The organism is Leifsonia shinshuensis (genome assembly GCF_031456835.1).
GTDB classification, from domain to species: domain Bacteria; phylum Actinomycetota; class Actinomycetes; order Actinomycetales; family Microbacteriaceae; genus Leifsonia; species Leifsonia shinshuensis_C.
Map to the genome: position 1 here is coordinate 1629800 of NZ_JAVDVK010000001.1, position 25460 is coordinate 1655259.

The window sequence follows — 25460 nt, forward strand, 5'->3', positions numbered from 1 at the left end:
CAAAGCGTCACGGAATTCGACAACGTAGGATTCGAGCTGCTGCGCCAGAAAGGCGGCATCGGCCCGGGTGAACTCAAGCAGGGGGCGCCTCAAGATCATCCCCAGGACGCGCTACGGGAAAGGGCTTCGAGTGAGTGAACAATCGGAGCGACTTCAACGCCAGAGCGGCGAGGCGCGAGCGACTCAATCACTAGGTCGCACTCGCTCGTGAAGGTTCGACCCGCCATCTTAAGCGGACTCTGCAGGGGGCGGGCCGAGCTTGTTGCTAGTGCTCTGCCCACGATCATCGTGCGGTCTCCTCGGGGATTGTGAAACGCGGTACGAGTCGTCAGCAGGAAGAGCTCATCGCCGGCTCTCAGAGCGGACACTTCTCGTCTCTTGCGCGCCGTGAACGCCATCTTTTGCTGGTGAAGGACCCACGAGATTGCTTCGCGTTCTCCCAGGACAAGCAAATAAGCCGAGCTCATAAGCACCAACGCTCCTCCCCGGGAATGCTCGTTTCGCGCCCACACTAAGGGTAGCGAGCAACAGAATTTTGACCGTGCAACGAGAAGAGGACCGTCCCGTCAGACTTAATGGTGACGTGCCGAGAGCCGGCAGTTCGCTGCGCCCAGACTCACGGCCCTACTTTTCGTCGAGTGTGCCCTCGCCTCGAGACCAACTCGGCCTGCCCGCGCTTCTCAATCTCGGTAATCGCGAACACTCAGGACACCATCAGGCCTGGTCTTCGGCGCCCGCGAGGTCGTCATCTTTTTGGCTCCCGCTGGCTGAACGGGATAATCTGCGCCGCGGCAGTTGGAGTCATCGTCCTGAAGGCCGACCCAATCACCGGGATCCCGGCTTAATGAGGCGTTCGAGCGAGTCCAACGAATCGTTCGAAGAACTTGCCGAGTCTCTCAATCACGCGCTGCTTCTTCTCGACGTGGCCGCCATCCGCCGCAAAACGTGACGCAGGCGGAAGCACCTTCGTAATCGCAGTGCCTGTCGTGCGGAGCACTCCATCGCGGAAGGCAGTTTCGATGAAGACACGCGTGGCGTCGCTCCGGAGCCCCTCGTCCTCGATGATCGCCTCAAGCTCCGCCTCCCGCTTGGCTGCAACGAACGCCTGCCACTCTTGGTCAATGGCACCGTCGACTGAGACGGAGTCGACGAAGGCTTCGATCAGGTCCTTCTTGTTGCGCAAAGTCGGGCTGGCATCAACGGCGCGAGAGATTTCCGCGCGGATCTCCTTGTCATCGCCATCGCCATACTGTGAGCGATACTTCTGGACGAGTATCAGGATGTAATCGACATTAATCTCGACCTGTTTGATCAGCTCGATCTCGAAGACGATGTCGTCGTTGATGAGTTCCTTGTCGGCGTTCTTGTCCTTGCGGAACTCGGCGTAGAGGTCGAGGTAGATGCTGCGGTAATCCTGGCTTTGGCGCTCGGTCAGGATTTCGTGGCCGGCGAAGTCATCGAATGAGGTGAGGATGTTCTGAAGTCGTAGGATCTGGCCGAAGAGCTGGATGAACGCTTTTTGCGCGGTCTCCCCGATTATCTGCTCCCCCAGCGGGAAGAAGGTCAGGAGCTTGCCGACTTTGCCGGCGTAGTCGGTGTAGTAATCGGCGTATGGCTTGAGCAGGACGACGCCGCGGGCGTCTTTATTGCCGAAGAGTTCCAGCGCGACGTTAGTCTGCTCTTCGAGGTCGCGGAAAGCGACGATGTTGCCGTAGGTCTTAACTGAGTTGAGGATGCGGTTGGTACGCGAGTACGCCTGGATCAGGCCGTGTGCGCGGAGGTTCTTGTCGACGAAGAGCGTGTTGAGGGTCGTTGCGTCGAAACCCGTAAGGAACATGTTGACCACGATCACAAGGTCCAGTTCACGGTTCTTCAGCCGTTGCGAGAGGTCCTTGTAGTAGTTCTGGAACTTGTCCGCACTTGTGTCGTAGCTCGTGCCGAAGATGGCGTTGTAGTCCTGGATCGCGTCTTCCAGGAAGCCGCGCGCATCTGCCGAAAGCGCGTCGGTGTCGAATGCTTCGTCATCCAGGATTCCGTCATCTGTCGCCTCGTTGGCACCGTATGAGTAGATGAGGCCGATCTTGAGGCGGCGTTCTGCAGGGAGCGGCTCCTGCTGGACTTGGAAGTGGTTGTAGTACCGGCGAGCTGCTTCGATGCTGGCGGTCGCGAAAATTGCGTTGAAGCCGCGGACTCGCTGCCTTTCCCGTATCGCCTCGACCTGTCGACGTGCCCGAGTCGATTCGACCACGTTAGTGACGACAGAGTGCTCGTAGGCGGAGGAACGCTTGGTCTTCTGATCAAAGTGCTGCAGCGTGTACTGGACGATCTGGCTGATCCGTTCCGGTGCAAGCAGTGCCTTCTCGGTATCAATTGCCGACACTTGCTTGTCATCGACCGCGCCCACCTTGACTGTATTGACGTAATCAATGCGGAACGGCAACACGTTCTTGTCAGTGATCGCGTCGACGATCGTGTAAGTGTGCAGCCTGTCACCGAAGGCCTGCTCGGTCGTCCTCAACAGCGGGTTACCGCTGGTGCCTGAGTTCGCAGCGAAGATCGGCGTACCCGTGAACCCGAAAAGGTTGTAACGCTTAAACGCTTTCGTGATGTCGCTGTGCATGTCGCCGAACTGCGAGCGGTGGCACTCATCGAAAATCAGGACGACGTGGCCCGAGTAGATCTCGTGGCCCTTGTTACCGGCTACGAAGTTAGACAGCTTCTGAATTGTCGTGATGATGATCCGCGCGCCCGGATCCTCTAGCTGCTTCTTCAGCACCGCCGTTGACGTGTTCGAGTTCGCGGCGCCCTTTTGGAAGCGGTCGTATTCGCGCATCGTCTGGTAGTCGAGGTCTTTGCGGTCCACTACGAACAGCACTTTGGCCACGCTCGGAATCTGAGAAGCTAGCTGCGCTGTCTTGAAGCTCGTGAGCGTCTTCCCGGAGCCAGTTGTGTGCCACACATACCCGCCCGCTTTGACTGTCCCCAGTTGCTTGTAGTTGGTTGACGTCTGGATGCGTTGAAGGATCCGTTCGGTCGCGACGATCTGATACGGGCGCATCACCAAGAGAAGGCGGTCGACAGTCATCACGCAATACTGGGTGAGGACGTTGAGGAGGGTGTGCTTCGCGAAGAAAGTCCCGGCAAACGATGCGAGGTCGCGGATAGGCTGATTGTTAGCGTCCGCCCACCATGACGTGAACTCGAATGAGTTCGACGTCTTCTTGCCCTTACCAGGCTTCTGCGCCTCCTTGATGTGCTGGAATCGGGTGGTGTTGGAGTAGTACTTGGTCAACGTTCCGTTGCTGATCACGAACAGCTGGACGTATTCGAACAGGCCAGATCCGGCCCAGAAGCTGTCGCGTTGGTACCGGTCGATCTGGTTGAACGCCTCGCGGATGTCGACCCCGCGACGCTTCAGTTCGATGTGCACCATCGGCAGGCCATTGACCAGCACCGTTACGTCGTAACGATTCGCGAACTTCCCGCCCCCCTCGCCCTTACCCACCTCGTACTGGTTGATGACCTGAAGGCGATTATTGTGGATGTTCCGCTTGTCGATCAGGGTGATGTTCTTCGTCGACCCGTCGTCGCGCTTCAGAAGCTGAACCGGGTCCTCCTGAATGCGGACCGTCTTCTCAACTATGCCGTCGTTCTTCCCCGCAAGCGCGTTCGTAAAGAACGTCTCCCACTCTGCGTCGGAGAACGTAAAGTGGTTCAGCGTTTCGAGCTGGGAGCGCAGGTTAGAAACGAGCTGCGCTTCGGAGGTGACGCGCAGATGCTCGTAAGCCTGCGATTCGAGGAGCTGGATGAATTCCTGCTCTAGTGAAGCCTCCGACTGATAGGCGGATGCGGGACTGGGCGCGGGCACGTGTTCCGTCACGACTGTCGACTCTGCAGAAACCGCAATCGGGTCGTAGTGGGGCTGCAGCCTGTCGCTCATGTCATAGCTTCTTTGAAGGTAAGGAGCTTGTCACGGTAGTACTCATATTGCTTGCGGCGGGCAATGGCTTCGGCAGGAAGCCTGATGCTTAGGTCGTTGACGAGGGAGTCAAGTCTGTCGAGGATCTTCCCAACACGCACTTGCTCGTTGAGAGGCGGCGCAGCGGTCTGCAACTGGTTGAGCGTGGCGACAGCCAGCCCAGGCTGGGCTGATCTGGATGCGTACTGATTCAAGTTCATGCTCATGAGCGTGTGAAAAGCCCAACTGACATCGACACCTGGCTTCGGGGTGACGACCACGGAATGCTCAGTAGCATAGAACTCACCGCTTGTCCTTTTGACGTTTCCGCAAAGGGCGCCTTGGCGGCCAATCAGCACTCGATCTCCGCTCTGATTCGGAGTCGCAACATATCCTCGTAGTCCGCCTCCTCCGAAACATGGGATCGGGTGCTCGTCGTCCGGAGATGCGACGATGGCAGACGCTGCAATGAACTTTCCAGCGCGCAAGTCGAAGAGTTCATCAATGCGCGCAATACGTGCGCTAGCGATGTCGGCGGTAAGTAACTGGTTTCGGTAGTAGTCGTACTGACGGTGGCGCGCATTGAGCTCCGCTGCCAGCTCCGCTTCCAGCTTCACTTCCCGCTGAGTGAATTCGTCCAACACCCTTGCAATCTCAAGCTGGACTTCGAGAGGCGGAAGTGGTACACGCACTTTCATGAACCGCGGCTTGGAAACGTTGATGCGCGTTACGCCACTTGCTGTTCGGCGGATCTGAGTCCTGACGGCGTCAGAACGAAAAAGGTACTTCGAGAATTCGGGCAACAGGAGCGACGGGTCAGCAAAACGGACGGCGAAACAGAAGCTGTTGAGGTAGAGCGGTCCTACGGGTTCGGTCGCTACAACCGACGACATGCCAACCTCATCGAGAGACTCAGACGACCCAGTGATTATGACGTCGCCCCGCTGGAGTCGATTCTGCTTCTCGCCGTCCCGAACCTTCACGAAGTCTTCGGCAAATTGATCCACCGAAAGATTTGCGAATGCGTTTTTATACGACACATATCGAGCACTGCCTTCAGAGAAGTCAGACTTGCTCTTACCCGACAGTCCCGCCACCGTTATTGCAATGTCGCCAAGGGCCCGAAAGGCTACGCCACTTGGCACGAGCTCGTCGATCATTTGGTCAACACGACTCACTTCGGACCTTCCAAGTCAGCCACGATCTCGTCGATGGAAATTCTCAGTTCCGACTGCCGCGCGACAATGCGCCCGATCTCTGCGTTCAGTGCCGTGATGTCGACAAACTCGCGGGTGTCCTCGTCCTCAACGTAAGAAGAAACGGCAATGTTGTAGTCATTGGCGGCGACGTCCTCGTTCGGCACGAGCTTCGCGAGATGATCTTTGTCGGCACGCTCAGCGAGCGCCAGAAGAATGTTCTCCTGGTTATCTGGCAAGAGCTTGTTCTTATTACCGACGCGCTTGAATTCGTCCGCGGCGTTGACGAACAGCACGCAATTGTCTGTCTTGGATTTCTTGAGCACGATGACGCAGGTCGCAATAGTGGTGCCGAAGAATAGGTCTGGCGGAAGCTGAATGACCGCATCGACGTAGTTGTTGTCGATGAGGTATTTGCGGATCTTCCGCTCGGTGCCCCCTCGGTAGAGCACGCCGGGGAACTCGACGATCGCGGCGGTGCCGGTGACAGCAAGCCAGCTCAGGATGTGCATCGTGAACGCCAGATCGGCCTTCGACTTAGGTGCGAGGACGCCGGCGGGCGCGAAGCGTTCGTCGTTGATCAGGAGCGGATTGGCATCGCCCTCCCACTTGATCGAGTAGGGCGGGTTGGACACGATCGCCTCGAATGGTTCCTCGTCCCAGTGCTGAGGGTCGAGGAGGGTATCGCCGTGGGCGATGTCGAACTGCTCATAGTTGAGGTCGTGCAGGAACATATTGATCCGCGCCAGGTTGTACGTGGTCAGGTTGATCTCCTGGCCGTAGAACCCACCGACGTTTTCCCTGCCGAGTACCTTCGCAAACTTTAAGAGCAGGGAGCCTGAACCGCAGGCGGGGTCGTAGACCTTGTTCACCCGGGTCTTACCCATGACGGTAATTCGCGCGAGGAGTTCTGAGACCTCTTGGGGTGTGTAGTACTCGCCACCAGACTTGCCGGCCTGGGATGCGTACATCTGCATCAGGTACTCGTACGCATCACCAAACAGGTCGATGGAGTGATCCTCGAAGTTTCCCAGTGGCAAGTCCCCAACCGCATCAAGGAGCTTGACTAGCTTCTCGTTTCGTCGGGCGACGGTGTTGCCCAGCTTGGAGCTGTTCACGTCGAGGTCGTCGAACAGACCTTTCAGATCGTTCTCGCTGTCCGTACCGACGGCTGAGCCTTCGACGTCTTTGAACACTCGCTCGAGCGTTTCGTTGAGATTAGTGTCGTGCGGTGCCCGGCTGCGCACGTTCTGGAAGAGTTCAGAGGGCAGGATATAGAAGCCCTTCTCCGCCACCGTCACTGCGCGACCAAGCTCCGCCTCCGCATCCGAGAGGTCGGCGTAGTCGAAGCTGGAATCGCCGGCTTCGTGCTCGCCCTTGTTGATGTAGGCGGTGATGTTCTCGGAAATGAATCGGTAGAAGAGCATCCCGAGCACGTAGCTCTTGAAGTCCCACCCGTCGACGCTGCCACGCAGGTCGTTGGCGATCCGCCAGATCGTCTTGTGCAGCTCAGCGCGCTGGCCTTCGCGGGTGGTTGGCGTCATCACCAGGTCACCGCCGTCGATGAATCGGATGCGTCGACTGGTCGGGTGATAACGGTGCTACTCATGCCGGGAATTGTCTCCTCCACCAAACGGTAATCATTGCTGTACTGAAGTGACGTCTCGCCAGACTACTGGAGGGCACCGATGTATAACGCGACACCTTACGGGGTGGTCCGCACTCCGAGGGGAACCTCGAACAAGGTCGGAGCCTGACCCGGTTTCCCGGACGGTTGTTGTGTATTGATCATGCCGCGATTTCGGCGGTGGTGTGAAGGGCTTCGTAGTCGGCGGGGCTGAGGTAGTCGAGGGCGGAGTGCCGGCGGCGCGGGGTGTAGAAGCCCTCGATCCACTCGAACATAGCCGAGGCGAGCTGCGTCTTCGAGTCCCAGCTGGTGCGATCCAGGAGCTCGCGTTGCATGATCGACCAGAAGCTCTCGATCAGGGCGTTATCGACCGACGATGCGACTCGGCCCATCGAGCCGAGCAGCCCGGCTTGGCGGAGCCGGTGCCCGAACAGCCAGCTGGTGTATTGCGCTCCTCGGTCGGCGTGGACGATGGTGCCGGGCTCGGGGCGGCGTCGCCAGCGGGCTATCTCAAGCGCGTCGACGACGATCTCGGCGGTGATCCGATCCGCGATTGATCAGCCCACGACTCGGCGGCTGAACGCGTCGATCACGGCCGCGCAGTAAACCCAGCCGTCGCTCGCGCGGTGTTGGGTGATGTCGCAGAACCAGAGCCGGTTCGGTGCGTCCGCGTGGAACTGCCGCTTCACGAGATCCTCGTGCGTGGCGGTGTCCGGCTTCCATCCGCGTCGCTTCCGGCGATGCGAGACCCCGACCAGACCGTCCAGGCGCATCAGCCTAGCCACGCGTTTTCGGCCCACGTGAACGCCGAGCCCGAGCCGCAGCTCAGCGAGCACCCGCGGGGCGCCATAGGTTTCCCTCGAATCGGCGTGAATGCGGCGGATGGTGGTGGTCAGCTCGGCGTCTGCAACGCTGCGTCGAGAGGGTGGCCGGCTCGCCCAGTCGTAGTAGCCGGAGGTCGAGACGGTCAGGAACCGGCAGGCCACCGCGACGGGGACACCGTCCGCAGCGAGCTCCTGGACCAGCCGGAACCCTATTTTGGGAGCACGTTCTCCCTCGCGAAATACGCGCTCGCGCGCTTGAGGATCTCGTTCTCCATCTCCAGCACCCGGTTCCGTCGACGCAACTCGACGAGCTCCTTGTGCTCATCGGACGTCACCCCGGCCTTGCGGCCGGAGTCGATCGCGTCACGGTTCATCCAGGTGCGAAGACAGAACTCGCTGATCCCGAGATCACGGGCGGTCTGCGCGAGAGGATTGCCCTGGGTGACCAAATCCAGGGCACACCCGCCGAAACTCCGGCGGGTGAGCAGCAGGCATCACGGACTCCTCTCTGAGACGATCATCGCCTCAACTCAGGTGTCCGGAAAAGCGGGTCAGGCTCCCAGCGTCCTGGTGCTGACTCTCGCCTACACCGGCATTCGGTGGGGCGAAGCTGTCGCGCTCACGGTGAACGACATCGACCTTGAACGCTCCCGTTCGGCCATTCATCAGACCGCCACAGAAGTCGATGGGCTTATCCACGTCGGACCACCGAAGAGTTGGGAAGCTCGTTCCGTACCCTTCCCAGCCTTCCTCGCACCACGCCTTAAGACGCTCATCACCGGAAAGAAGCGCGACGAGCTCGTCTTTCCTGCTCGCGCCCGCGGCTCCCTCGGGCGACCAGACACTGCCCGGAATCGGCAATCCTGGTGGCTGACCGCACTACGCGATGCCGAACTCGAGCACATGACCCCACACGACCTCAAGCACACCGCCGCGAGTCTGGCAGTGAGCGCCGGAGCCAACGTCAAAGCGCTCCAGCGCATGCTCGGGCACAAGTCGGCTGCGATGACATTGGACACGCATGCCGACTTGTTCGAGGACGATTTCGGGTCAGTCGCTGATCGGCTCAACGAGCGGGTTCTTGCAGAGAGTGGAGGCGCTTTGTGGGACGCTTAGCCAACTCGCAGTGTTCCTCGGCTCGACTATCCAGCTCGCCTCGTACGTCGCTCGGTCGGTTACAACTGTCGTAGGATCGCGCCGTGAACAAGAGGCAGCGCCTTTATGCACAGATCTACTGCTCGGTTCGAGCACCGCACGACCGATGGATCCACCATGCCTGAGCGACCGCCCGCCGAAGTCGAGCGCGCACACGAAACCCGGGCGGTTGAAGAAGCGTTGAAGTCTATGACCAACGCTCGAGTTGGTGCCGTCATAGCCCGCGGTGAAAGCGTTCTGGCAGCTGGCTACAAAGGCGAGATTGATGGTCTTCATGCCGAAGAGATTGCGCTCCACAAAGCCGCCGAACAGAACTTAGATGTGCGTGGAGCCGCGCTCTACGTGACCCTGGAGCCGTGCGCGAACTCTCGCACGAGGCGGGTCCCGTGTGCAGAGCTGATCGCGTCTGCCGGTATCGCGGAGGCCTACATCGGGAACTATGACCCCAATCCTCAGGTCTACCGCCTTGGATGGAAGTACCTCCGCGATCACGGGGTGAGACTGCGAGATTTTGCGCCGGACCTACGAGAGCGTGCCCGCGACGCTGGAAGAGACTTCACAAAGTTCTTCACCGAGGGCTCCGGGATGAGCGCGGGCGCAAAGTTCGATTTCACCCAGAACGGAGGGCGCTTCACCATCTCCGTCGACTCGGCACAGGGCTCGCCTTCGTGGGAGACGCGGTGGTCGAACTGCGGAGCAAACGCCATCTATATGTACGGGGGAAGTCCTGGTGTGGTTGCTAACGCACGTTACGCAAATCGATTTGAAGAGATCGATGACCCGGACGCACTCGACTTCGGAAGCCATTCGCCGAAGATTGAAATTGGCTCTATCGGAGTGATGCGTAACGAATATGGACACGTGCTTTGTAGGGTCATCGCGATCGAGCCGACCGCCGACTACGGCGGAACAGGGCACGTATCGGTGACCATCGAATGGGAAATACGACTGCGAGAGCCAGCACTGCCGATTCTATGAGGTTGGGAGCGCGAGCCACTCCACCCGGAGGGCTCCCTACATAAAATCGAGAACTCGCGGCCAAACTGCGCAAAGCGATCCCCAGCTGACACAGCCAAGCACATGATCGCGGCCTGCCGCGGCGAAGGCGTGACCGGCAGGTTCCGAACGACCGCATGAGGCCCCGGGATCGATCCGCCGTTTGGAGCGCCCGACACAAAGACACTCGATAGCTGCAAGTTCAGCGCCCCGCCAGCCCGGCCATCACTCAGCTACTGTCCCTGGGGCATTCGGAGTCCTGGTACGGGCACCGTTACCCTTCGCCGCGGAATTGCCGTCAACGACTCGGAGCAGCGTCAAGGTCAGCGCAAGTGCAAGCTAATGCCTGCTGACTGCGACCTTAGGGATGTCGGGTGCAAGGTGGCGTTCGCGCGCCGGCCGCTCACAGCACGGGTCAAGTTTTGTTTCACAGTGCTCGACAACTCGATAGGTTTACCCCGTGCAGATCCCAGTCTTTGTCAGCGCTCCGACCAGCCTAAATCCCGAGCAGGAGGCCTCTCGCCAGCGCATCGTTGACCTGCTCGACGAGTTTGGCTTTGAAGCGCGAGCGCTCGGCAGAGGTGACTATCCTCTCGACTACCCGTTGCGGGAGGTTGCAGTCATTGCTCGGTCTTGTTTTGGGGCCGTGATCCTTGGCTTTGAGCAGTTCAGGAGTTTGCACGGTGTCGTGAAGCCAGGAACAGATGTCGAGGCAACGACCACGGAGGTGAAGTCCTTTCCAACTCCGTGGAACCATCTCGAGGCTGGCATCCTGTTTGCGCTCCGCCGACCGCTACTTATTTTCCGGGAGGAAGGTTTGACCGGTGGTGTCTTCGACGCTGGTGTCACCGACGCATTTGTCCACCGCATGCCGTCGGGCGATACTTCGGTCGGGGACCCTCAGGAACTACGCAATCTGTTGCTTCGCTGGCAAGGCCGAGTTCGTGAGCTTTACTACGCGTTCGACTAAATGGGGGCTCTCAGCGATGCTGGCGCAACATGTATGGATCCGCGGCTCATTGTTTATTCATCTGACGTTCAGCCTCTAGCCTGCCCGGACGAGACACAGCCCGCGCAGGTCCTCGCGCGCCGCTGCTGACGGATCGTCTAACGGGCATCACTCAGACCGCGTCCTTAAGTATTGGTTTCAGCCCAAACCATGCGCACTGGCTAGGCCGCACGCAAAGAGTTTCTCGGAGTTCCTGTGGGCGCATTGTGGGCAAATCGCGAACAGGCGATTCCATGCCGTGAGAAACCCCCTCTGACCAGCATATTTGCTACACAACTAAAGTGCCCCTGGAGGGACTCGAACCCCCAACCGTTTCCTTAGGACGGAACTGCTCTTCCATTGAGCTACAGAGGCTGGCCCGTCAATCCTAGCGAACGCGGCGGGTCAGCCGGCGAGCTGCAGTTCGTGCCGGCGCCAGGGTTCCGTGTACTCGTCCCAGTTGGGGTCGTTCCAGCGCATGCTGATCAGCGACGCCATGTTGAGGTGGGGCTCCTTCAGTTCGAAGGGGAGCTTCCAGCCGAGCTCCGACAGCAGGCGGTCGCTCTTGACGTTGTTGCAGCGGAAGCAGGCGATCACCACGTTGTCCCAGGTGTGCGTGCCGCCGCGGGCGCGCGGGATGACGTGGTCGAGGGTGTCGCCGAACTTGCCGCAGTAGGCGCACACGTGGCCGTAGCGTTCCAGCGCCGACTTGCGGGTGAGCGGGATGCGGCGGTGCGGCACGCGGATGTACTGGTTCAGGAGCACGACGCTCGGCGCATCCAGCACCAGGGAGCGGCTGTGGAGTTGCGCCCCGCTCCCTGCGACGGTGGAGGCTTTGCCTGCGAGCACGAGCATCACGGCCCGCCGCGTCGAGATCACGCCGAGCGGTTCGTAGCTGGCGTTCAGAACCAGAGTCTTCATCTGCGACCTTCCGGGAAAAGGCGACGGCCCGCGGGCGGGCGAAGGCAAACAAAAAGGGCACTGTCCGTGCGGACAGCGCCCAAGGTTGCGGCGGCATGGTGGTGGCAGGCCACATGGTGGCGCTGGCAGGCCTCCACGTGGTGGCGGCAGGCGAGGAAGTCGAGGCCGCACTCGTCCCACCCGGTCGCCCTCAGCGACCCGGCGGAACATGTTCCGGCCATCGGATCCTCCGAATCTGCGGCTGCGGCGAGGCAGCTCAGAACGACAGGGTAACCCAGAAACGGCGCGCCACCTATTCGTGGCGCGCCGCTCGGGTGCTGTGGTGCGGAGTGTTCACCGGCCGGAAACCGGTCGGTCAGGCTCGGTGGTGAGTCAGATACCCAGCCGGACGATGTAGTAGTCGCTCGTCCAGATCGGGCGGATGGAGATGGAGCGGCCGGCGTCGGGCGCATCCATGATGTTGCCGTTGCCGGCGTAGAAGCCGTCGTGGCCGGGCATGATGACGATGTCGCCGGGCTGGGCGTCCGCGATCGAGATGCGCTTGCCCATGGCGGCCTGGCCGGACACCGAGTGCGGCAGGTTGATGCCGAACTGGGCGTACACGTACATCACGTAGCCGGAGCAGTCGAAGCCCGCGGGGCTGGCGCCGCCGTACACGTACGGGGTGCCGATGTACTGCTGCGCCACCGAGAACACCTGCGAGAGGCTGAAGTTCGGGTACGGCGGGTTGGCCAGGAAGTCGGAGATCGACGGTCCGCTCGACGACCTGGTCGCGTAGGTCGCGAGCTGCACGGCGGCCTGACGACGGGCGGCCTCGGCGGCTGCAGCAGCGGCGGCCGCGGCCTTCTGCGCGTTCAGCTGCTCCTCGGTGGTGGCCGACGCGGCGTCACGGGTGACGGACGCGGAGGCGACGCCGCCGACCTCGACGGTCTGCGACTGCGCCTTCTTCATGGAGTCCGCGGCGCTCGGGCCGAACGCGGCGCTGTCGGCGCCGTTCGGGTTGAACGCGAAAGCCGGGAGCGACATGGTGGCGATGAGACCGGTGGCGACGGTGATGACACCGGCGTTGACGATCCAGCCGCCCTTGCGCTTCTTCTTCGGCTTCTCGGACGCGGCAGCACCAGCGCGCGCCGGCGACCCTGCCGGGCGAGTGGATGCGGTGGCCGCGGTCGTCGTGCGCACGGCGCGACGGGAGACGGCGGAAGAAGAAAGGCTCTGGTTCGGGTTCGTGCGGTCCTCGTCGGGACCGGGCGTGCTCGACTGTGCCAAAGTGTGACCTCCAGCGCTCCGGCAGCACTAGGGAGCTGCCCCCGTCCCAAGCTGGGTGGCTTCGGCTTCACGGATCGCGAGACGGGTAATAGGGGGGTGGAGCGTCACGATCCGGGGTCCTGATGGGCCGTTTGTGGCCCGTTCGGACTCGTAAGAGACTACGGGACGTTATCCCGTTTGTCACATCTTTCGGACGACTTTTTAACGAATCGGTAACGAGATTCAGGCGTCGACGAAGATGTGCGCGGCCAGCTCGTTGGGCAGCTCGAGGCCCGGTTCGAAGCCGTCGATCTGCACGGCGACGTACGACCCGGCCGGAGAGAAAGTGCCGGTGGAGCCCGGAAAAACGCCCGCCTGCTTCAGCTGGAGCAGCAGCTCGGGGTCGACCTGCGCGGGCTCGCCCAGCCGGCGGATCTTCGCGGTGACTCCGGAATTGTTGCCGCGCACCACATCCACCAGGTTGATCAGGCTCTCGGTGGATACGGAGGTGTCGGCGACGACGCCGAGCTCTCCCAGACCGGGGATGGGGTTGCCGTACGGCGACTCGGTGGGGTGACCGAGCATGGTGAGCAGCTTGCGCTCGACCTGCTCGCTCATCACGTGCTCCCAGCGGCACGCCTCCTCGTGCACGTACTCCCACTCCAGCTCGATCACGTCGCTGAGCAGGCGCTCGGCCAGGCGGTGCTTGCGCATCACGTGCACGGCCTTGCGGCGGCCGTCGTCGGTGAGTTCGAGGTGGCGGTCGCCGGAGACGACGACCAGGCCGTCGCGCTCCATGCGGCCGACGGTCTGCGAGACGGTCGGACCGGAGTGCCCGAGACGCTCCGAGATGCGCGCACGCAGGGGGACGATGTTGTCCTCCTCCAGCTCCAGGATGGTGCGGAGATACATCTCGGTCGTATCGATCAGATCGGTCATGAACCCCTCCACGTGACGGCGCGCGAACGTCGGATATCAGCCTACTTGGTGCGGCTGACAGGCCGGCGCAGGCCGGGACGGGGGCACCGGGCGCGCCGTCCCCGCTCTACAACAGCCAATACACTTCAGTTATGCCGGACGTCACGATCCCCTCTGAGCTCCTGCCCGCCGACGGTCGCTTCGGATGCGGACCCTCCAAGGTCCGCCCCGAGCAGGTCGCGTACCTGTCCGGCCCCGGCGCCGAGCTGCTCGGCACCTCCCACCGCCAGGCTCCGGTCAAGAACCTGGTCGGCCGTGTGCGCGAGGGCATCGGCGAGCTGTTCCGCCTGCCCGACGGCTACGAGGTCGTCATCGGCAACGGCGGGTCGACGGCGTTCTGGGATGCGGCCGCTTTCGGACTCATCGAGAAGCGCAGCGAGAACCTCGTCTTCGGCGAGTTCGGCGGCAAGTTCGCCAAGGCGGCGACCACGCCGTGGCTGGATGCTCCGCACGTGATCGAGGCGCCGGGCGGCTCCCGCAGCGAGGTCGAGGTCCTCACGGGCGTCGACGTGTACGCCTGGCCGCACAACGAGACGTCGACCGGTGTGATGGCGCCGGTGCGCCGCGTCCACGGCGACGACGGAGCGCTGACGGTCGTCGACGCGACCAGCGCCGCGGGCGGCGTGGACCTGGATGTCAGCGAGTCGGACGTCTACTACTTCGCGCCCCAGAAGAACTTCGCCTCCGACGGCGGACTCTGGCTGGCCCTCTTCTCCCCCGCCGCCCTCGAGCGCGTCGAGCGGATCGCGGCGAGCGGGCGCTACATCCCCGAGTTCCTGAGCCTCAAGAACGCGGTCGACAACTCCCGCCTCAACCAGACGCTCAACACCCCGGCCATCGCGACGCTCGTTCTGCTCGAGAACCAGGTCGAGTGGATGAACGGCAACGGCGGCCTCTCCTGGGCGGATGCGCGAACGCGCGAGTCGTCCGGCGCGCTCTACGAGTGGGCCGAGAAGGCGGAGTACGCGACTCCGTTCGTGACCGACCCGGCGCACCGCTCGCAGGTGGTCGTGACGATCGACTTCGACGACCGGATCGACGCGGCGGCTGTCGCGAAGACGCTGCGCGCCAACGGCGTGGTCGACACGGAGCCCTACCGCAAGCTCGGCCGCAACCAGCTGCGCGTCGCCACGTTCACGGCCATCGAGCCGGCGGATGTGCGGGCCCTGATCGGCTGCATCGAGTACGTGGTCGAGCGGCTGGGCTGACCAGCGCCATGCGCCTCTGGCTCCGCGACGACGAGCGTCGGCCCGACCCGGTCCCCGTGAAGACGGACGACCGGCGGGCCGTGCTCGTCGGGCTAGGCCTGTGGGTGGTCGCCCTCGTCGTCGTCCTCATCGTCGGAGCCCCCGAGGGCACCTGGCTCTGGACCATCGTCGTCGGGCTCGGCCTCGGCGTCCTCGGGCTCGGCTACCTGACGGTCACTCGCCGGCGCTGACGGGGCGTCGTCGTCGTCCGAGTCGTCGTCGTCGTCCGACTCGTCATCGTCCGACTCGTCATCGTCGTCGCCCGACTCGTCATCATCGTCGTCCGACTCGTCCTCGTCATCATCCGACTCGTCCTCGTCGTCGTCGTCGTCCTCATCCGCGAGCGCCGCCGCTTCCTCCGCCTCCAGGTCGAGGTCGGGGTCGACATCCGTCTCCTCGTCGAAGCCGACGTCGACGCTGTCGATGTCCACCCCGTCCAGGTCGTCGTCCTCGTGGAGGTCGTGGACGTCGCGGTCGTCCTCGTCCGCGTCCTCGAAGTCCTCGTCGTCGGACTCGTCCGCATCCTCGTCGTCGGCGTCCTCGTCGTCGGACTCGTCCGCATCCTCGTCGCCGGCCTCCGCCTGCTGCGCGGCCAGCGCCTCCTGGGTCGCCTGGTACTCGGCGAGGCGCTCGGACCACGGCACCCAGTCGGGCGCGAGGAGCGCGCCCTCGCCGGGCATCAGCTCGGCCTCGAGCACGGTCGGCTCGCTGTCGTCGTCGGCGCGGCCGACGGTGACCGTCCAGTGCCAGCCCGGGTAGCCGGGGAGGCGCGTCTCGAACAGCAGGGACAGCACGCCGGCGCTCTCGACGACGTGGCCGAGCGGCTCGCCGATCGTCGCCTCGGGCGTGATCTCGGCCAGCGCGGCGCGGGCCAGCGGGAGGGCTGCGAGCAGCTCCTCGTCGGCGGCAGGCTCGCCCTGCTCAGGCATCCAGGTCGTCCGCGACCTTGCGCAGCACGGCCGCGATCTTCGCGCCGTGCGCCTTGTCCGGGTACTTGCCGCGGCGCAGGTTCGCGCCGATGCCGTCGAGCAGCTTCACGAGGTCTTCGACGATGATCGCCATGTCGTCGGCCGACTTGCGCTTCATCTTGACGAGGCTCGGCGGAGCCTCCAGCACGCGCACCGAGAGGGCCTGCGCGCCGCGCTTGCCGTCGGCGATGCCGAACTCCAGACGGGTTCCCGATTTGACGACGGCACCGGCGGGGAGCGCCGAGGCGTGCAGGAAGACTTCCTGGCCGTCATCGGAGCTGATGAAGCCGAAGCCTTTCTCCTCGTCGTAGAACTTGACCTTGCCGGTTGGCATGGGAACCTCACTTCGCATGGGGGATCGTATGACCAACCTCAATTATCCTTGATTTCGTGACCCAGCAGACCCCGCCGCCGGCTTCGCGGCTCCAGCGCATCCTCGCCTACATCATCGCCGCGCTCGTCATCGTGTCCCTGGTCTGCATCGCGGCCATCCTCATCGGCACCGCAGCGGGCCAGTTCGCCGCCCAGGGATCGGGTCAGGGCCTCTGGCCGACCGTGTTCCTCTTCCCCTACGCCGCCCTCCCGATCGCGTTCATCCTCATCATCGTGCTGCTGATCGTCAGCGCGCGCCGCAACCGTGCGCTCAACCGCGCGAACGCCGCACCCGGCGCTGCGCCCAGCGGACCCAAAAGCCGGCGCTAGGCCGGACGGCCGGCGGTTCGGCGGATGACGACCACGCTCGCGCTCGCAGCCCGGCTGCGGGAGCTGGACGACGCCGCGCTGCTCGCGGCCCTGCAGCGCCGCACCTACCGGCGGACCGGCGTCGCCGACTTCTTCGACCTCGCCGACGCCCTGCTCGACGCGGACTCGGTGCAGCGGGCGCTCGCTCCGCTCGACCGTCCGCGACTGGCGGCCCTGGTGGTGCTCGCACGCGCGGCGCGACCATTGACGGTGGATGCGGTGGCCGCGGCACTCGCGGACGCACCCGCCACCGCGGGCATCGATCGCGACGCCGTCGTCGCGGCCCTCGACGACCTCGCGGGGCTGCTGCTCGTGCATCCCGCCGACTCGTCCGGCGCTCGCGCGTTCGACCTGTACGACGGCGTCGCGGCGCAGCTCGCCGCGTGGCCCGCGCAGGGCTTGCCGTCGGGCGACGACCTGCTCGGAACTCCCCCGCCTCCCGCGCTCGCTCCGGTGCCGGACACCGAGCGCCGCTTCACCGACCGGCTGGCCGCCGAGCGGGCGTTCGAGGCCGTCGCGGCGGTCTCGGAGCTGCTCGCCGAGCTCGGCCGCGAAGGCGCACGGCGCCTGCAGAAGGGCGGCCTGGCGCTCCCGGCCGTCAAGCGGCTCGCCGAGGCGCTGTCGCTCGACGCAGACCTGGTGCCGGTGGCTCTGTCGGCCGCCGAGCGCGCCGGGCTCGTCGCGGTGGACGAAGGGATGTGGCTCCCGACCGACGAGGCGGCCGCTTGGTCGCACTCCCCCACGGCCGACCGCTGGCGCGCCCTCGCGGCCGCCTGGCTGGCCGCGCTTCCCGAGGACCTGCGCACGCTGCTCGCGCTGCGCAGCCGGGCGGCCTGGGGCGACAGCCTGCGCGAGCATGTCGCGTGGCTGTATCCCGCCTCCATCGAGGAGGCGCAGCGGCGAGTGGATGCGCACACGCGGCTCGCCGAGTGGCTCGGCGTGACCGCGCACCAGGCCCCGAGCTCGGCGGGCGCGGCGCTCGTCGAGGAGGGCCCGGACGCGGCGACGGCGGTGATGACGACGCAGTTCCCGGCGGAGGTCGACCGCGTCTACCTGCAGCACGACCTGACCATCGTGTCTCCGGGACCCCTCGCGCCGGAGATCGAGTCGCGGCTGCGCGGCATCGCCGAGCTGGAGTCGCGGGCGCTCGCATCCACCTTCCGGATCTCGGCCGCGTCGGTGGACCGCGCGCTCACGGCCGGGGAGACGGCGGACGGCATCCGCGAGTTCCTCAGCGCGATCTCGCTGACGGGACTGCCGCAACCGGTCGACTACCTGATCGCGGACGCGGCGGAGCGGCACGGCCGCGTCCGGGTGCGCGAGGCGGTCGGCGAGGGCGTGCGGTCGGCGGTGCGGTCGGAGGACGCGACGCTGCTGCGCACGATCCACGTCGACCAGGCGCTCGCCTCGCTGCGGCTGGCGCCCGGACGTACCGGGGAGCTGATCAGCCGCTTCCCGCGGGACGTGGTGTTCTGGGCGCTGAGCGACGCCCGCTATCCGGTGGTGGCCGAGGACGCGAACGGGGCCGAGGTGACGCTGCGGCGGCAGCGGGTCGCGCATCCCGCGGCCGCCCCCGAGCACGACCGCGACCTCGAACTGGTCGAGCGGCTCCGGCTCGCCGACGCGGATGCGGGCGACGACACCGGCGAGCGCTGGCTGGCGCGCCAGCTCGACCTGGCGGTGCGGGCGCGGCAGCCGATCGTGATCGAGGTGGCGATGCCCGACGGTCAGATCGTCGACTACCTGCTCGAACCGACCGGCGTCGGCGGAGGCCGGTTGCGCGGACGTGACCGAGCTGCGGACATCGAGCGGACACTGCCGCTGTCGAGCGTGCGAGGCATGCGGCCGGCGCCCGAGCAGGAGGAGTGAGGGGGCCGGGTCCGCGGGTCCGCGGGTCCCGGTTTCGCCGGGAGCGCATCCTGAAGCCTGCTCACACCGGCAGGGCGTAGGCTGGGCAGCTATGTCGGATGGCCCCCTGATCGTCCAGAGCGACCGCACCGTGCTGCTCGAAGTCGCACACCCGGACGCGGAGGACGCGCGTCACGACCTCGCCGTCTTCGCCGAGCTGGAGCGCGCGCCCGAGCACATCCACACCTACCGCATCACGCGGCTGGGACTGTGGAACGCGCGGGCCGCGGGCCACACCGCCGAGGACATGCTGGGGACGCTGGAGCGGTACTCCAAGTTCCCGATCCCGCAGACGGTGTCGGTCGACATGACCGAGACGGTCGCCCGCTACGGGCGGCTGGTCATCGAGCGCGACGACGAGGGGACGCTGCTGCTGCGGTCCGCGGACCTGCCGGTGCTGACCGAGGTCGCGAGCGCCAAGCGCATCGCTCCGCTGCTGCTGGAGCGCCGCGACGACGAGACGTTCGTCGTGGAGGCGTGGGCGCGCGGGCAGCTCAAGCAGGAGCTCGTGAAGCTCGGCTGGCCCGCGGAGGACCTCGCCGGCTACACGCCGGGCACCCCGCACGAGATCGGACTCAAGGAGGACAGCTGGGCGTTGCGCGACTACCAGCGCAAGGCCGTCACCAACTTCTTCGACGGCGGCTCGGGCGTCGTCGTGCTCCCCTGCGGCGCCGGCAAGACGCTGGTCGGCGCCGGGGCGATGGCGACGGCGAAGACGACCACGCTCATCCTGGTCACCAACACCGTCTCGGCGCGGCAGTGGCGCGACGAGCTGCTGCGCCGCACCACGCTGACGGCGGAGGAGATCGGCGAGTACTCGGGGCAGGTGAAGGAGGTCAAGCCGGTCACGATCGCGACGTACCAGATCCTCACCGCCAAGCGGAAGGGCGAGTACGCGCACCTGGCGCTGCTCGACGCGCTGGACTGGGGCCTCGTGGTCTACGACGAGGTGCACCTGCTTCCCGCGCCGGTGTTCAAGCTGACCGCCGAGCTGCAGGCGCGCCGCCGGCTGGGACTCACCGCGACGCTCGTGCGCGAGGACGGCCGGGAGGGCGACGTCTTCAGCCTGATCGGCCCGAAGCGCTTCGACGCCCCGTGGAAGGAGATCGAAGCGCAGGGCTTCATCTCCCCCGCCGCCTGCTACGAGGTGCGCGTCGACCTGCCGCCGTCCGACCGGCTCAGCTACGCCGCCGCCCCCGACGACGAGCGCTACCGCCTCGCCGCCACGGCCCCGGCGAAGCTCGACATCGTGCGGCAGCTGGTTGCGCGACACGAGGGTGAGCGCATCCTCGTCATCGGGCAGTACCTCGACCAGATCGACGAGCTGGCATCCGCGCTGGACGCTCCGCAGCTGACGGGCGCCACGCCGGTGGATGAGCGCGAGCGGCTGTTCCAGGAGTTCCGCGACGGCCGCACCAAGGTGCTCGTGGTCAGCAAGGTCGCGAACTTCTCGGTCGACCTGCCCGAGGCGACGGTCGCCATCCAGGTGTCCGGCTCGTACGGCAGCCGCCAGGAGGAGGCCCAGCGCCTCGGACGCCTCCTGCGCCCCAAGGAGTCGGGCCTGTCGGCGAACTTCTACACGCTGGTCGCGCGCGACACGGTCGACCAGGACTTCGCCCAGAACCGCCAGCGCTTCCTCGCCGAGCAGGGGTACTCGTACACGATCCTGGACGCGCACGCGCTGCAGGCGGCGTAGGGGGCGGCGGCATTCGGCACGAATCACGGGTTTTCGTCGGGCCCTGGCCCTGACATTCGGCACGAATCGCGGTTCCCGGCGGGCCGCAGCCGACATTCGGCACGAATGTCGACCCGGAGCGCGGTAGCCGATATTCGGCACGAATCGCGGTTCCCGGCGCGTCGCAGCCGACATTCGGCACGAATGTCGGCCCGCCTCCACGTGCGACCCTCGACGATCGTCGGCGTCGGCGTCGCGAGAGATTTGGCACAAATCGTCGTTATCGGGGCGCCATTACCGAGATTTGGCACAAATCTCGGGCCGCTCGGGCGAGTCGCGGGGCGCCAGGCTGGGGCGCGATTTGTGCCAAATCGTGGTTATGGGGGGTCGCATAACCACGATTTGGCACAAATCGTGCGTCGCGGCAGGCACGAGAGCGGCGAACGTGCGGGCGGCGCGGCGGCGTCAGCGCAGGATGCGCGCGAGCGTCGCGCGCGCCTCGGCGTCGGCCGGGCGGTCGCGCACGGTGATCGCGGCCTTCCACAGCGCCCAGCCGCGCGCCCGCGCCCACGTCGCGTCGTCGAGGCCCACCGTCGCCACGAAGGCGTCGCGGGCGGCGCCCTCGAACACCGTCCAGGCGGGGACGAGGTCGCAGGCCGGATCACCGACCCCGGATGTGCCGAAGTCGATCACCGCGGAAAGCGCGCCCGACGCATCCACGAGCAGGTTGCCGGGGGCGACGTCGCCGTGGAACCACACCGGCGGTCCCTGCCACCGCGACGCGGTCGCCTCCGCCCAGAGCGCCCGCGCGCGCGCCGCGGCGTCGGCGCCCAGCACCGGGAAGGCCGCCAGCGCCTCCTCGCCGTACACCTCGGGCGGTGCGCCGCGGAAGAAGTTGTGCGTTCCCGGGCCCGGCGCGCCGTCGGCCGGCGCCGAACGCAGGGCGACGAGGAAGCCCCCGATCGCCTCGGCGAGCGCCACATCCTGCGACACGTCGCCGCGCAGCACGACGGGCGTGCCCGGAAGCCAGCGGTAGACCGACCACGGCAGCGGGTACTCCTCCGTCGGCTCGCCCTGCGCGAGGGGCTGCGGGATGGGCAGCGGCAGCAGCGGGGCGAGCCGGGGCAGCCACTCCTGCTCCTTCGCGACCTGCTCCCGGTATCCGGCGGCGCTCGGCAGGCGGACGCTCAGCTCTTCGCCGAGGCGGAAGGTGCGGTTGTCCCAGCCGTCGTGCTCGACAGGCCGGATGACGAGAGCGCGCCACTGCGGGAACTGCGCGTCGACCAGCCGGCGGACCAGCGCGGCGTCGATGTGCGGACGGAGCTCAGCCGCGGACATACCGCAGCAGCAGCGTGTCGTCTCCCGCCAGCGTGTGCGCGAGCCGCAGCCCGAGCGGCGCGATGGGGGCGGCGCCGGTGGCGATGCGCGACGATGTTCCCGCCTCGAGCCGCGGGCTGATCGTCAGGCACAGCTCGTCGACGGCGCGTGCGGCGATCAGGTCGGCGAACAGGTGCGGACCTCCCTCGCAGTGGATGCGCGTCAGCCCCCGCTCGTGCAGCACGGCGAGCCCGCGCTCGGCCTGCACGCGTTCCCGCCCGCAGACGACGACGTCGGCCACCTCGGAGAGCGCCTCGCGCGACTCGGGCCGCGACAGCTCCGTCGTCAGCACGATGGGACGCTCGGGCGCGTCCGCGAAGATCGAGCTGCGCGGGTCGAGGTCGAGGCCCGCCGAGACGATGGCGAACACCGGGTGCGGCGTCATCCCGGCCCCGCTGCGAGCGCGAGCGGACTCCGCGCCCACCCGCATCGCGCCGTAGCCTTCGGCGCGCACGGTGCCGGCTCCGACGAGCACCACGTCGCAGAGGCGGCGGAGCAGCTCGAACACCCGGCCGTCGACGTCGTTCGAGAGGCCGCCGGACAGGCCCTGGTGGGTCGCCGCGCCGTCCACGCTGCTGACGAAGTTGACGCGCAGCCACGGGTCCCCCGCATCCTGCAGGTACAGCTCGGTGATGTCGTCGTCGCTCAGCTCGGTCTGCGACGGCAGCGGTGACAGGCGATGGATGGCCGGCTCAGTCATTCACGTCTCCCATGTTGTGCTTGAGGTAGGCGGGCGCGCGCAGGCCGAGCACGGCCTCCGTCATCCGCATGGCGGCGACGGACGCGCGCACGTCGTGCATCCGGACGATGCGGGCGCCGTTCATCACGCTGATGACGGCGGCGGCGAGCGAGCCTTCGAGCCGCTCGGCGCGCGGGGCGTCGAGGGTCTCGCCGATGAAGTCCTTGTTCGAGACGGCCGCGAGCACGGGGTATCCGAGGTCGGCCAGCTCGCTCAGGCGGCGGGTGAGCTCCAGCGAGTGCAGCGTGTTCTTGTTCAGGTCGTGGCCCGGGTCGATGATGAGGCGCTCCTCCGGGATGCCGGCGGCCTTCGCGCGCGAGACGCGGTCGAGGAGGAACGCCGACACGTCCGCGACGACGTCGTCGTACTGCGGCCGCGGGAACGGCTTCCGCGGCTCCGCCAGGCTGTGCGTGATGACGAGGGTGGCCTCGCTGGCGGCGACGACCGGCGCGAGGTCCGGGTCGCGCAGCCCGGTCGTGTCGTTGATGACCGTCGCGCCCGCCGCGATCGCTTCGCGGGCCACCGCGGCGTGGAAGGTGTCCACCGAGATGACGACGTCGGATCCGGCGCGCAGCGCGGCGACGACCGGGACGACCCGCTCGATCTCCTCCTCGACGGGCACGGGCTCGCCGGGCGCGAACGGCGCACCGCCGATGTCCACCCAGTCGGCGCCGAGCGCGACCGCCTCGAAGCACGCGTCGACCGCCCGGTCGAAGGCGTAGGTGCGGCCCTGGTCGAAGAACGAGTCAGGCGTGCGGTTCACCACGGCCATCACGGCGACCTGCCGCGAGAAGTCGAACGTGCGCGCACCGATCCGCCGGACCGGCACGCGCAGCGGCGGCAGGTACGGCTCAGAGCGCGGCAAGGTCGAGGTCCTGGTCGGCGAGCTGGTCCGCATCCACCCGCTCGGCCGAGCGGATGAGGCGCTGGATGTCGTCCTGCACGTCCCACACGTTGACGTTCATCCCCGCGACGACCCGGTCGTTGCGCAGCCAGAAGGCGATGAACTCGCGCGCCTCGACGTCGCCGCGGAACACCACGCGGGCTCCGACGGTCAGGGGCACGTAGCCCGAATACTCCATGCCCAGATCGTATTGGTCGGAGTAGAAGTACGGGATGTCGTCGTACGACGCCCGCTCGCCCAGGATCGCGTGCGCGGCGACCTTCCCGCTCGCGATCGCGTTCGCCCAGTGCTCGCTGCGCAGGTGCCGTCCGATCGCCGGGAGGAACGGGTTCGCCACGTCGCCGACGGCGTAGACGTCCTCGATGCTGGTGCGCATCCCCTTGTCCGTGAGCACGCCATCCGCGACCGCCACGCCGGAGCGCTCGGCGACCAGGCTGTTCGGCGACGCGCCGACCCCGGCCACCACCACATCCGCCGGGATGCGCTCGCCCGTCGCGAGTACGACGTACTGCTGCGTGCCGCCGTCGACGCCCACCACCACGGCGTCGTTGCGGAACTCGACCCCGTTGTCCCGGTGCAGCCGCTCGAAGACGCCGCCCAACTCCCGTCCGATCGCACCGGAAAGCGGAACGGCCGAGTGGCCGACCACCGTCACCTCGTTGCCGTAGCCGCGGGCCGCCGCAGCGACCTCCATGCCGATCCAGCCGGAGCCGATCACGACCACGCGCCTCCCGCCCACCTTCAGGGCATCCCGCAGCCGGACGGAGTCCTCCTGCGTCCGCAGCGGGAACACGGCCCCGTGCCCGCTGCCCGGCACGCCGAGCGGACGGGCCCGCGCGCCGGTCGCGATCACGAGGCTGTCGTAGGTGATGCGGCCGCCGTCCTCGGTGATGAACAGCTCGTGCGCATCCGCCTCGAACGAACCGGCCTCGACGCCGGGCACGAACTCGACCGCGTTCTCGGCGTACCAGTCGTCGGGATGGACGGCGGCCCCCTCGAGCGGCGCATCGCCCTTCAAGAACTCCTTCGACAGCGGCGGGCGGATGTAGGGGCGGTGCTCCTCCATCCCGAGCAGCAGGATGCGACCGCCGAAGCCGTGCTCACGCAGCTCGGTCGCGACGCTCGCCCCGGCGAGGCCGGCGCCCGCGATGACGACGGTGGGTTCGGTCATGATTCCAGCATCCACTCTTCCCACTGCGGGCGCCAGACCTCCGCACCCGGCGCGCACCGATGGCTCACAGGTAAGAGTCAGCTGACGCGCAGATAATGTTGGCCATGAACGCAGGACCCCGCATTCTCATCGTCGACGACGAGCCCAACATCCGCGACCTCCTCACCACCAGCCTCCGTTTCGCCGGGTTCGCCGTACGGGCGGTCGGCAACGGGGCCCAGGCGATCTCCGCGGTCCTCGAAGAGGAGCCCGACCTGATCATCCTCGACGTCATGCTGCCGGACATGAACGGCTTCGGCGTCACCAAGCGCCTCCGTGGCGCGGGCTACACCGCGCCCATCCTGTTCCTCACCGCCAAGGACGACACCGAGGACAAGATCACCGGCCTCACCGTCGGCGGCGACGACTACGTCACCAAGCCGTTCAGCCTCGACGAGATCGTCGCCCGCATCAAGGCCATCCTGCGCCGCACGATGCAGGCCGACGAGGATGCGGTCATCCGCGCCGGCGAGCTGACGATGGACCAGGACACGCACGAGGTCTTCGTCGGCGACACCCCGATCGAGCTCAGCCCGACCGAATTCAAGCTGCTGCGCTACCTGATGCTCAACCCCAACCGCGTGCTGTCGAAGGCGCAGATCCTCGACCACGTCTGGGAGTACGACTTCAACGGCGACGCCGGGATCGTCGAGTCCTACATCTCCTACCTCCGCCGCAAGGTGGATGCGCACTCCAGCGAGCCGCTCATCCAGACCAAGCGCGGTTTCGGGTACATGCTGAAGGCCGCCAAGGCCTGAGATGCTTCCGCCGGTGTGCGGGCGGGAGCACCGCCCGCACAC

General features: G+C 65.9%; 24 protein-coding genes, 1 tRNA gene and 1 pseudogene. 10 read left to right on the top strand and 16 right to left on the bottom strand.

The features are described 5' to 3' along the window. Positions 1-841 precede the first annotated feature (841 nt). The 4 genes from J2W45_RS07940 to J2W45_RS07955 form a co-directional block, all read right to left on the bottom strand. Entirely contained in the window at positions 842-3940 is a 3099-nt protein-coding gene (locus J2W45_RS07940; protein ID WP_310130554.1) for a type I restriction endonuclease subunit R, read from the bottom strand. Further along, positions 3937-5118, bottom strand: coding sequence for a restriction endonuclease subunit S (locus J2W45_RS07945; protein WP_310130557.1), 1182 nt, complete (start codon positions 5116-5118; stop codon positions 3937-3939). Before J2W45_RS07945 ends, J2W45_RS07940 begins: the two co-directional genes overlap by 4 nt. Before the next feature lie 14 nt (positions 5119-5132). Further along, on the bottom strand, positions 5133-6698 hold the full coding sequence (locus J2W45_RS07950) for a type I restriction-modification system subunit M (protein ID WP_310130558.1): 1566 nt from the start codon (positions 6696-6698) through the stop codon (positions 5133-5135). 244 nt (positions 6699-6942) lie between these two features. Further along, positions 6943-7173 carry an integrase core domain-containing protein gene (locus tag J2W45_RS07955; protein WP_310130560.1) on the bottom strand — a complete coding sequence of 77 codons (231 nt, stop codon included), beginning with the start codon at positions 7171-7173 and terminating at the stop codon, positions 6943-6945. 18 nt (positions 7174-7191) lie between these two features. On the opposite strand from J2W45_RS07955, the gene J2W45_RS07960 reads away from it, so the two are divergent. Further along, positions 7192-7338 carry a hypothetical protein gene (locus J2W45_RS07960; protein WP_310130562.1) on the top strand — a complete coding sequence of 49 codons (147 nt, stop codon included), beginning with the start codon at positions 7192-7194 and terminating at the stop codon, positions 7336-7338. On the opposite strand, the gene J2W45_RS07965 is transcribed toward J2W45_RS07960, so the two are convergent. Together J2W45_RS07965 and J2W45_RS07970 are read right to left on the bottom strand one after the other, a co-directional pair. Continuing rightward, complete coding sequence (locus J2W45_RS07965) at positions 7339-7767, bottom strand: IS3 family transposase (RefSeq protein ID WP_310130564.1); 429 nt, start codon at positions 7765-7767, stop codon at positions 7339-7341. A 47-nt stretch (positions 7768-7814) separates the two neighbouring features. After that, a complete protein-coding gene (locus J2W45_RS07970; protein ID WP_310130567.1) occupies positions 7815-8054 on the bottom strand; it encodes a hypothetical protein in 240 nt (79 codons plus the stop codon). On the opposite strand from J2W45_RS07970, the gene J2W45_RS07975 reads away from it, so the two are divergent. The 3 genes from J2W45_RS07975 (at position 8047) to J2W45_RS07985 (ending at position 10726) form a co-directional block, all read left to right on the top strand. Then, complete coding sequence (locus J2W45_RS07975; RefSeq protein WP_310130570.1) at positions 8047-8721, top strand: tyrosine-type recombinase/integrase; 675 nt, start codon at positions 8047-8049, stop codon at positions 8719-8721. The two genes, J2W45_RS07970 and J2W45_RS07975, sit on opposite strands and share 8 nt — an antisense overlap. Positions 8722-8877: 156 nt before the next feature. Then, entirely contained in the window at positions 8878-9738 is an 861-nt protein-coding gene (locus tag J2W45_RS07980; protein WP_310130573.1) for a deaminase, read from the top strand. A 478-nt stretch (positions 9739-10216) separates the two neighbouring features. Beyond that, on the top strand, positions 10217-10726 hold the full coding sequence (locus J2W45_RS07985; protein ID WP_310130574.1) for a hypothetical protein: 510 nt from the start codon (positions 10217-10219) through the stop codon (positions 10724-10726). Between the two features lie 321 nt (positions 10727-11047). Here J2W45_RS07985 and J2W45_RS07990 read toward each other — a convergent pair. From J2W45_RS07990 to J2W45_RS08005, 4 genes are all read right to left on the bottom strand, one after another. Continuing rightward, positions 11048-11119 (bottom strand) — tRNA-Arg (locus J2W45_RS07990). A 30-nt stretch (positions 11120-11149) separates the two neighbouring features. Beyond that, on the bottom strand, positions 11150-11665 hold the full coding sequence (locus tag J2W45_RS07995) for an HNH endonuclease (protein ID WP_310130575.1): 516 nt from the start codon (positions 11663-11665) through the stop codon (positions 11150-11152). 372 nt (positions 11666-12037) lie between these two features. Further along, positions 12038-12847 carry a C40 family peptidase gene (locus tag J2W45_RS08000; RefSeq protein ID WP_310130578.1) on the bottom strand — a complete coding sequence of 270 codons (810 nt, stop codon included), beginning with the start codon at positions 12845-12847 and terminating at the stop codon, positions 12038-12040. Positions 12848-13156: 309 nt separating this feature from the next. After that, positions 13157-13852, bottom strand: a complete 696-nt coding sequence (locus tag J2W45_RS08005) for a metal-dependent transcriptional regulator (protein ID WP_310130581.1) — start codon at positions 13850-13852, stop codon at positions 13157-13159. Positions 13853-13983: 131 nt separating this feature from the next. Between J2W45_RS08005 and serC the strand changes: the two genes are divergently transcribed. Further along, positions 13984-15099, top strand: a complete 1116-nt coding sequence (gene serC, locus J2W45_RS08010; protein ID WP_310130584.1) for a phosphoserine transaminase — start codon at positions 13984-13986, stop codon at positions 15097-15099. Between the two features lie 8 nt (positions 15100-15107). Then, a pseudogene (locus J2W45_RS08015) lies at positions 15108-15263 on the top strand (DUF2530 domain-containing protein); the annotation flags it as partial. Here J2W45_RS08015 and J2W45_RS08020 read toward each other — a convergent pair. After that, positions 15192-16067, bottom strand: a complete 876-nt coding sequence (locus J2W45_RS08020; RefSeq protein ID WP_310130586.1) for a DUF3027 domain-containing protein — start codon at positions 16065-16067, stop codon at positions 15192-15194. The pseudogene J2W45_RS08015 and the gene J2W45_RS08020 sit on opposite strands and share 72 nt — an antisense overlap. Continuing rightward, entirely contained in the window at positions 16060-16440 is a 381-nt protein-coding gene (locus tag J2W45_RS08025; protein WP_020077081.1) for a cold-shock protein, read from the bottom strand. Before J2W45_RS08025 ends, J2W45_RS08020 begins: the two co-directional genes overlap by 8 nt. Positions 16441-16496: 56 nt before the next feature. On the opposite strand from J2W45_RS08025, the gene J2W45_RS08030 reads away from it, so the two are divergent. The 3 genes from J2W45_RS08030 (at position 16497) to J2W45_RS08040 (ending at position 20451) form a co-directional block, all read left to right on the top strand. Next, complete coding sequence (locus tag J2W45_RS08030; RefSeq protein ID WP_310130590.1) at positions 16497-16808, top strand: hypothetical protein; 312 nt, start codon at positions 16497-16499, stop codon at positions 16806-16808. A 24-nt stretch (positions 16809-16832) separates the two neighbouring features. Then, the gene (locus J2W45_RS08035) at positions 16833-18716 is read left to right on the top strand and encodes a helicase-associated domain-containing protein (RefSeq protein ID WP_310130593.1); all 1884 of its coding nucleotides are present in this window, start codon (positions 16833-16835) and stop codon (positions 18714-18716) included. Positions 18717-18807: 91 nt separating this feature from the next. Beyond that, the gene (locus tag J2W45_RS08040; RefSeq protein WP_310130596.1) at positions 18808-20451 is read left to right on the top strand and encodes a DNA repair helicase XPB; all 1644 of its coding nucleotides are present in this window, start codon (positions 18808-18810) and stop codon (positions 20449-20451) included. 444 nt (positions 20452-20895) lie between these two features. Here J2W45_RS08040 and J2W45_RS08045 read toward each other — a convergent pair whose 3' ends face one another. The 4 genes from J2W45_RS08045 to J2W45_RS08060 are packed head-to-tail and all read right to left on the bottom strand — an operon-like array spanning position 20896 to position 24621. Continuing rightward, a complete protein-coding gene (locus tag J2W45_RS08045; protein ID WP_310130598.1) occupies positions 20896-21768 on the bottom strand; it encodes an aminoglycoside phosphotransferase family protein in 873 nt (290 codons plus the stop codon). Continuing rightward, the gene (locus J2W45_RS08050) at positions 21755-22507 is read right to left on the bottom strand and encodes a pyrimidine reductase family protein (RefSeq protein ID WP_310130600.1); all 753 of its coding nucleotides are present in this window, start codon (positions 22505-22507) and stop codon (positions 21755-21757) included. The genes J2W45_RS08045 and J2W45_RS08050 overlap by 14 nt, the downstream gene beginning before the upstream one ends. Continuing rightward, positions 22500-23444 (bottom strand): dihydropteroate synthase, encoded by a 945-nt coding sequence (folP, locus tag J2W45_RS08055; RefSeq protein WP_310130603.1) that lies wholly within the window; start codon positions 23442-23444, stop codon positions 22500-22502. Before folP ends, J2W45_RS08050 begins: the two co-directional genes overlap by 8 nt. Beyond that, the gene (locus J2W45_RS08060; RefSeq protein ID WP_310130605.1) at positions 23398-24621 is read right to left on the bottom strand and encodes an NAD(P)/FAD-dependent oxidoreductase; all 1224 of its coding nucleotides are present in this window, start codon (positions 24619-24621) and stop codon (positions 23398-23400) included. The genes folP and J2W45_RS08060 overlap by 47 nt, the downstream gene beginning before the upstream one ends. Positions 24622-24725: 104 nt before the next feature. On the opposite strand from J2W45_RS08060, the gene J2W45_RS08065 reads away from it, so the two are divergent. After that, positions 24726-25418, top strand: a complete 693-nt coding sequence (locus tag J2W45_RS08065; protein WP_018191755.1) for a response regulator transcription factor — start codon at positions 24726-24728, stop codon at positions 25416-25418. Positions 25419-25460 lie beyond the last annotated feature (42 nt).

Coding starts and splice junctions, on each gene's coding strand:
- J2W45_RS07940 (WP_310130554.1), bottom strand. CDS start 3,940: ATGAGCGACAGGCTGCAGCCCCACTACGACCCGATTGCGGTTTCTGCA.
- J2W45_RS07945 (WP_310130557.1), bottom strand. CDS start 5,118: ATGATCGACGAGCTCGTGCCAAGTGGCGTAGCCTTTCGGGCCCTTGGC.
- J2W45_RS07950 (WP_310130558.1), bottom strand. CDS start 6,698: ATGACGCCAACCACCCGCGAAGGCCAGCGCGCTGAGCTGCACAAGACG.
- J2W45_RS07955 (WP_310130560.1), bottom strand. CDS start 7,173: ATGGGCCGAGTCGCATCGTCGGTCGATAACGCCCTGATCGAGAGCTTC.
- J2W45_RS07980 (WP_310130573.1), top strand. CDS start 8,878: ATGCCTGAGCGACCGCCCGCCGAAGTCGAGCGCGCACACGAAACCCGG.
- J2W45_RS07995 (WP_310130575.1), bottom strand. CDS start 11,665: ATGAAGACTCTGGTTCTGAACGCCAGCTACGAACCGCTCGGCGTGATC.
- J2W45_RS08005 (WP_310130581.1), bottom strand. CDS start 13,852: ATGACCGATCTGATCGATACGACCGAGATGTATCTCCGCACCATCCTG.
- serC (WP_310130584.1), top strand. CDS start 13,984: ATGCCGGACGTCACGATCCCCTCTGAGCTCCTGCCCGCCGACGGTCGC.
- J2W45_RS08020 (WP_310130586.1), bottom strand. CDS start 16,067: ATGCCTGAGCAGGGCGAGCCTGCCGCCGACGAGGAGCTGCTCGCAGCC.
- J2W45_RS08025 (WP_020077081.1), bottom strand. CDS start 16,440: ATGCCAACCGGCAAGGTCAAGTTCTACGACGAGGAGAAAGGCTTCGGC.
- J2W45_RS08035 (WP_310130593.1), top strand. CDS start 16,833: ATGACGACCACGCTCGCGCTCGCAGCCCGGCTGCGGGAGCTGGACGAC.
- J2W45_RS08040 (WP_310130596.1), top strand. CDS start 18,808: ATGTCGGATGGCCCCCTGATCGTCCAGAGCGACCGCACCGTGCTGCTC.
- J2W45_RS08045 (WP_310130598.1), bottom strand. CDS start 21,768: ATGTCCGCGGCTGAGCTCCGTCCGCACATCGACGCCGCGCTGGTCCGC.
- J2W45_RS08050 (WP_310130600.1), bottom strand. CDS start 22,507: ATGACTGAGCCGGCCATCCATCGCCTGTCACCGCTGCCGTCGCAGACC.
- folP (WP_310130603.1), bottom strand. CDS start 23,444: ATGCGGACCAGCTCGCCGACCAGGACCTCGACCTTGCCGCGCTCTGAG.
- J2W45_RS08060 (WP_310130605.1), bottom strand. CDS start 24,621: ATGACCGAACCCACCGTCGTCATCGCGGGCGCCGGCCTCGCCGGGGCG.
- J2W45_RS08065 (WP_018191755.1), top strand. CDS start 24,726: ATGAACGCAGGACCCCGCATTCTCATCGTCGACGACGAGCCCAACATC.